Raw genomic sequence first — 5,869 nt, forward strand, 5'->3', positions numbered from 1 at the left:
ATGACGAGGCGGCCTCGCGCGCGGCCGGCGCCGACGCCTTTCTGGTCAAGCCTGTGAGTCCAAGGGCGCTAGCGACTGCGCTGCTTGAAGCGACACGCCATGCGGCAGCCGCGACTTGATGATCGCCGCATTCAACTCGCCGCCATACACGAAGATCGCGGCGATGAAATACAGGAACACCAGCGCGATGATGACCGACGCGAGGCCCGCATACATCGTCACGTAATTGTTGGCGAAGCGCGCCAGATACTGGCCGAACACGATGCCCGACACCAGCGAGGCCACCAGGGTGAAGACGATGCCCGGCAGGATCTGCAGGAATCCGCGGCGGCCCGCCGGCAGCCAGGCATGAAGGATGAAGAGCGCCACGGTCAGCGCTCCGATGGTGATGCTGTAGCGCGACACGTTGAGAAAATGCTCGTTGGTTTCGACGACCAGCGGAATGTGGCGCCGCACGGCCTCGATGATCAGAGGTCCAAGCACGATCAGAAACGCCATCGCCAGCGAGGTAACTGCAGCGACCAGTGTGTAGCCGATCGATTCCAGCCGCAGCCAGTACCAGCGCCGCGGCTCGATCACGGAGTAAGCACGGTTGAGCGCGACACGCAGCGCTTCCACGCCGTTCGAGGCAAAATAGACCGCGAGCACCGCGCCGATGGTCAGAATGTCGCCGCGGCTCGTCGTCAGCACATCGTGGATCTCGCTGGAAAGCGAATCGGCGACCTGCTTCGGCCAGACCTGCAGCAGCAGCCCGACCGCCTGGTCGGCCAGTTCCTTCGACCCCAAGAAGCCGGCCAGCGACGTCAGCACGATCAGAAACGGAAACAGCGCCATCAGCGTCGACAGCGCGATGTGGCTGGCGATCGCCCAGCCGTCATCGGCGAGAAACTCGTAGAACGCGTCCATGACGACCAGATAGACGTAGCGGAGATGCCTCACATTTCACCTTGGCCAGTGGAGGACGGGTTCACCCGACGTGCCGTGCTAGCTTCTGATATTGTTGAACAAAAAGCCAGATCGTTGCTTTGCGTGAGTGCGGTGGCGCACCGCCCGGGGCGGTGTTAGATACGGCTATGGCATCATTTCTCAGCATGATCATCCTTCCTATCGCCGTCGGCGCCGTCGCACTGGTGCTGTTACTGGGTCTCGTTAACATGATGCGGGGCGGATCGCCGAACCGCTCGCAGAAATTGATGCGGTTGCGGGTGCTGCTGCAATTCGTGGCGGTTGTGATCACCATGCTCGCGGTCTGGGCAATGGCCCACTAAAGGAGACGGATCATGGTCGTCCTCAATCGCATCTACACGCGGACCGGCGATGACGGCACCACGGCGCTCGGCAACGGCGAACGGCGTCCCAAATACGACCTGCGCATCGGTGCCTATGGAACCGTCGACGAGACCAACGCCGCCATCGGCGTCGTGCGGCTGCATCTCGGCGAGGCGCGCGAGCTCGACGCGATGCTGGGCCTGATCCAGAACGATTTGTTCGACCTCGGGGCCGATCTAGCGGTGCCCGAGCGCGAGGGCAAGGCGGAACGGTTGCGGATGCTGTCGAGCCAGGTCGAGCGCCTCGAGCGCGACATCGACGCCCTGAATGGCCATTTGGCCCCACTGACCTCCTTCGTGCTGCCCGGCGGCACGCCGGCCGCGGCCTATCTGCATCTGGCCCGCACGATTTGCCGCCGGGCGGAACGCATGATGGTGGAACTCGCGGCCAAACCCGATGAACCGGTCGGCGATGCCGCGATCCAGTATATGAACCGGCTGTCGGACTTCCTGTTCGTCGCCAGCCGTTCGGTGAACGACAATGGCGCTGGGGACGTGCTTTGGGTGCCCGGACAGAACCGCTGAAGCGCCGCCGCTGGGGGCGATTTTTGGCCTTCGCGCGTTGACCGGGGTTGGCCGGACCTTTAGGTTCCGCGCCAAGCTGATCAATATCCAAAAAATGCAAGCGAAAGAGGATCGATGAAGGTTCTGGTGCCGGTAAAGCGGGTGGTCGACTACAACGTCAAGGTCCGGGTCAAAAGCGACGGATCGGGCGTGGAACTGTCAAACGTCAAGATGTCGATGAATCCGTTCGATGAAATCGCCGTCGAGGAGGCCCTGCGGCTGAAGGAAGCCGGCAAGGCGACCGAGGTGGTGGTGGTTTCGATCGGCCCGGCGCAGGCCGCTGAAACCATCCGGACCGGCCTCGCGATGGGCGCCGACCGCGGTATCCTGGTCAAGGCCGAGGGCAATGTCGAACCGCTGGCGGTGGCGAAGATTCTCAAGGCGATCGCCGACGAAGAGAAGCCCGGCCTGATCATTCTCGGCAAGCAGGCGATCGACGACGATTCGAACCAGACCGGCCAGATGCTGGCGGCGCTGCTCGGATGGTCGCAGGCGACATTTGCCTCCAAACTCGAAGTCGATGGAACCGATTTCAAGGTGACGCGCGAAGTCGACGGCGGCCTGCAGACCGTGAAACTCAAGGGCCCGGCGATCGTAACTACCGATCTGCGGCTCAATGAGCCGCGCTACGCGAGCCTGCCGAACATCATGAAGGCGAAAAAGAAGCCGATCGCCGACAAGAGCGCGGCCGACTACAGCGTCGACCTCACCGCTCATCTGGAGATCCTCAAGACATCCGAGCCGCCGGGCCGCAAGGGAGGCGTCAAGGTCAAGGACGTCGCCGAGTTGGTGTCGAAACTCAAGAATGAAGCCGGGGTTCTCTAGATGACCACGCTGTTGATTGCCGAACACGAACACGCAAACCTGAAGGATTCCACCAACAAGGCCCTGACGGCGGCGACCCAGCTCGGCGCCGAGGTCCACGTGCTGGTCGCCGGCGGCGGCGAAGGCACCAAGGCGGCGGCCGAGGCGGCGTCCAAGCTGGCCGGCGTCACCAAGGTGCTGGTGGCCGAAGGCGACGCCTATGCCCACGATCTCGCCGAGCCGCTGGCTGCCCTGATCGTGGCGCTGGCGCCTTCCTACGACGCCTTCGTTGCGCCTGCGACCTCGCGCTTCAAGAACGTGATGCCGCGCGTCGCGGCGCTGCTCGACGTCATGCAGGTGTCGGAAATCATCAAGGTGGTTTCGCCCGACACCTTCGAGCGTCCGATCTATGCCGGCAACGCGATCCAGACGGTGAAATCGAAGGACGCCAAGAAGGTCATCACGGTGCGTACCTCTACCTTCGCGGCGGCGGCGACCGGCGGCAGTGCGTCGATAGAGAATGCTGCCTCGGCGGCCGATCCCGGCCTCTCCAGCTTCGTCGGCGAGGAGGTTGCGAAGAGCGACCGTCCCGAACTGACATCCGCAAAAATCATCGTATCCGGCGGCCGCGCCATGCAGAGCCGCGAGAACTTCGCCAAATATATCGAGCCGCTCGCCGACAAGCTCGGCGCCGGCGTCGGTGCGTCGCGCGCCGCGGTCGATGCCGGCTATGCGCCGAACGACTGGCAGGTCGGTCAGACCGGCAAGGTGGTGGCGCCGGAGCTATATATCGCGATCGGGATTTCCGGCGCGATCCAGCATCTCGCCGGCATGAAGGATTCCAAGGTGATCGTCGCGATCAACAAGGACGAGGACGCGCCGATATTCCAGGTCGCTGATTATGGTCTGGTCGCGGATCTGTATCAGGCGGTTCCGGAGCTGACCGAGGAACTCGGCAAGCTCGGCAAGTAACGACACAGGCGGCCGGATGAAGCGGGCTCCGGCCGGTGTTTATGCAACGAGGATGGGCAGGCGCGCGAAGCGCGCCTCGCCCCGGTGAGATGGCAATATGGCAGCTATGATCAAGAAGGTCGGCGTAATCGGCTCGGGCCAGATGGGCAACGGGATCGCGCATGTGGCGGCGCTGGCCGGACTCGACGTGGTGCTCAACGACGTGTCCGCCGACCGCCTGAAGTCGGCAATGGCGACCATCAACGGCAACCTGTCGCGGCAGGTCGCCAAGAAGATTATCACCGAGGATGCGCGCAAGAAGGCGCTGGACCGGATCGTCTCCACCGAGACGATGGATGGGCTCGCCGACTGCGATCTTGTGATCGAGAGCGCGGTGGAGAAGGAAGAGGTCAAGCGCAAGATTTTTCACGATCTGTGCGCGGTGCTGAAGCCGGAAGCCATCGTCGCCTCCAACACTTCCTCGATCTCGATCACGCGGCTGGCCGCTTCCACCGACCGGCCCGAGCGCTTCATCGGCATTCACTTCATGAATCCGGTGCCGCTGATGGAGCTGGTCGAACTGATCCGCGGCATCGCCACCGACGACGCGACCTTCGAGGCGGCCAAGGAATTCGTGACCAAACTCGGCAAGCACGTCGCGGTGTCCGAGGATTTTCCGGCGTTCATCGTCAACCGCATCCTGCTGCCGATGATCAACGAGGCGATCTATACGCTGTATGAGGGCGTCGGCAACGTCGAGGCGATCGACGCCGCGATGAAACTCGGCGCGCACCACCCGATGGGGCCGCTCGAACTCGCCGATTTCATTGGGCTCGACACCTGTCTGTCGATCATGCAGGTGCTGCATGAGGGACTGGCGGACTCCAAGTACCGGCCGTGCCCGCTCCTGGTAAAATACGTCGAGGCCGGCTGGCTCGGCCGCAAGACCCAGCGCGGCTTCTACGACTACCGTGGCGACAAGCCGGTCCCGACGCGCTGACGTATTCGGCGCCATGAGGCGCGTAGGGTGGGCTGCGCGGAGCGAGCCCACCATCCCGATGAGCATCCTGGATGTTGGCGGGTGGGCAAGGCGCGGAACGCGGCTTTGCCCACCCTCCGTGGCCCCTGATCTCCAGCATTCGTTAACCCTTGCCGGGTAGCGTGGCTCGCGACGGAGGGGTGGCGCGATGGATATGATGAGCATGGTTACGGGTATGCTTGCCGCTCAGGCGGGCAACGTGCAGAGCCAGGTCGCCGCCACCATCATGAAATCGAATGCCGCTGCCGAGAAATCCACGGTCCTGACGCTGCTCGGCGCTGCCCAGCAAAACATGGCGTCGCTGGCCAATGTCGGCGCCGGCGTCGGCGGCAACCTCAACATCACGGCCTAAAGGCCAGCGGCCACCGGGTTCATCGCCGCCGTGATCAGTTTGACGGCGTCGTCGCTATCCCAATCCGCGGGGCCGGCGATGGTGGCAATCTCGCAACCCTGGCCGTCGATCAGCACCGACGTGGGCATCCCCAGCGCCCGTCCCACAGCCTTAAGATCCTGGAAAACCTTGGCTTTTTCGTCGCTGAAATAGCCAAGCCGGGTCAGTTGGGCTTCTTTCAGGAAGTTCTTCGGTTTTTGGGGGTCGCGGGTGTCGATGTTGATGGCGACCACCTCGAAATTGGGGCCCCCCAGCCGGGTTTGAAGGCCCTCCAGCGCGGGCATCTCCTTGCGGCAGGGCACGCACCAGGTGGCCCACAGGTTCACCAGCACCGTGCGTCCGCGCCAGTCGGAGAGCTTTTTGGGCTTGCCGTCGGCGTCCTCGAAGGCGAGGTCCGGCAGCCGCAACGGCGACGTCGCCATGCTCAGCGCCGCCACCTCGCCATGCGCCAGCGGCGCGATCTTGTGGGCCAGCTCGACCGCCCCGCGGCAGGCGGCATCGCCGGTTGCGTTGCGCTTCAAGCCGCCGATCCCGTATACCCCGGCGAATCCGATCAACGCCCCGATCACGACCGCCCCGATCGCGATGGGAATCCGGCGCGTGACGGCGGGGCGGGGCGGGGGCAGTTCGGGCATATCGTTTGTCATCCTGTATCAGATACGGCTATGCAGGGCCTGTGCAACGGCCGGTTCTACGTTCGGCGCGACGATCAATGGCGGATCATGAGTAACGGATCATGAGCAACAAGATGTGGGGCGGCCGGTTCACGGAGCGCCCCGATGCGATCATGGA

The 5,869-nt window shown here is 63.7% G+C and carries 8 protein-coding genes; 6 read left to right on the forward strand and 2 right to left on the reverse strand.

The annotated features are described in order from the left end of the window. Positions 1-45 precede the first annotated feature (45 nt). A complete protein-coding gene (locus tag QZ213_RS23370; protein WP_291688449.1) occupies positions 46-939 on the reverse strand; it encodes a YihY/virulence factor BrkB family protein in 894 nt (297 codons plus the stop codon). A gap of 134 nt (positions 940-1,073) precedes the next feature. Between QZ213_RS23370 and QZ213_RS23375 the strand changes: the two genes are divergently transcribed. The 6 genes from QZ213_RS23375 to QZ213_RS23400 all read left to right on the forward strand — a co-directional run bounded on the left by QZ213_RS23375 (position 1,074) and on the right by QZ213_RS23400 (position 5,038). After that, positions 1,074-1,268 (forward strand): twin transmembrane helix small protein, encoded by a 195-nt coding sequence (locus QZ213_RS23375; protein WP_291688450.1) that lies wholly within the window; start codon positions 1,074-1,076, stop codon positions 1,266-1,268. Positions 1,269-1,280: 12 nt separating this feature from the next. Further along, positions 1,281-1,853: a cob(I)yrinic acid a,c-diamide adenosyltransferase gene (locus QZ213_RS23380; RefSeq protein WP_291688451.1), complete on the forward strand. Its 573-nt coding sequence runs from the start codon at positions 1,281-1,283 to the stop codon at positions 1,851-1,853. A gap of 114 nt (positions 1,854-1,967) precedes the next feature. Further along, a complete protein-coding gene (locus tag QZ213_RS23385) occupies positions 1,968-2,717 on the forward strand; it encodes an electron transfer flavoprotein subunit beta/FixA family protein (protein ID WP_291688452.1) in 750 nt (249 codons plus the stop codon). Next, complete coding sequence (locus tag QZ213_RS23390) at positions 2,718-3,668, forward strand: FAD-binding protein (RefSeq protein WP_291688453.1); 951 nt, start codon at positions 2,718-2,720, stop codon at positions 3,666-3,668. A gap of 97 nt (positions 3,669-3,765) precedes the next feature. Then, positions 3,766-4,647 carry a 3-hydroxybutyryl-CoA dehydrogenase gene (locus tag QZ213_RS23395; RefSeq protein WP_291688454.1) on the forward strand — a complete coding sequence of 294 codons (882 nt, stop codon included), beginning with the start codon at positions 3,766-3,768 and terminating at the stop codon, positions 4,645-4,647. A 187-nt stretch (positions 4,648-4,834) separates the two neighbouring features. Continuing rightward, on the forward strand, positions 4,835-5,038 hold the full coding sequence (locus QZ213_RS23400) for a hypothetical protein (RefSeq protein ID WP_291688455.1): 204 nt from the start codon (positions 4,835-4,837) through the stop codon (positions 5,036-5,038). Here the strand turns inward: QZ213_RS23400 and QZ213_RS23405 are convergent. After that, positions 5,035-5,703: a TlpA disulfide reductase family protein gene (locus tag QZ213_RS23405; RefSeq protein WP_291688456.1), complete on the reverse strand. Its 669-nt coding sequence runs from the start codon at positions 5,701-5,703 to the stop codon at positions 5,035-5,037. The genes QZ213_RS23400 and QZ213_RS23405 overlap by 4 nt on opposite strands. Positions 5,704-5,869 lie beyond the last annotated feature (166 nt).

Source organism: Bradyrhizobium sp. (assembly GCF_017881085.1).
In the GTDB taxonomy this organism is placed as follows: Bacteria; Pseudomonadota; Alphaproteobacteria; order Rhizobiales; family Xanthobacteraceae; genus Bradyrhizobium.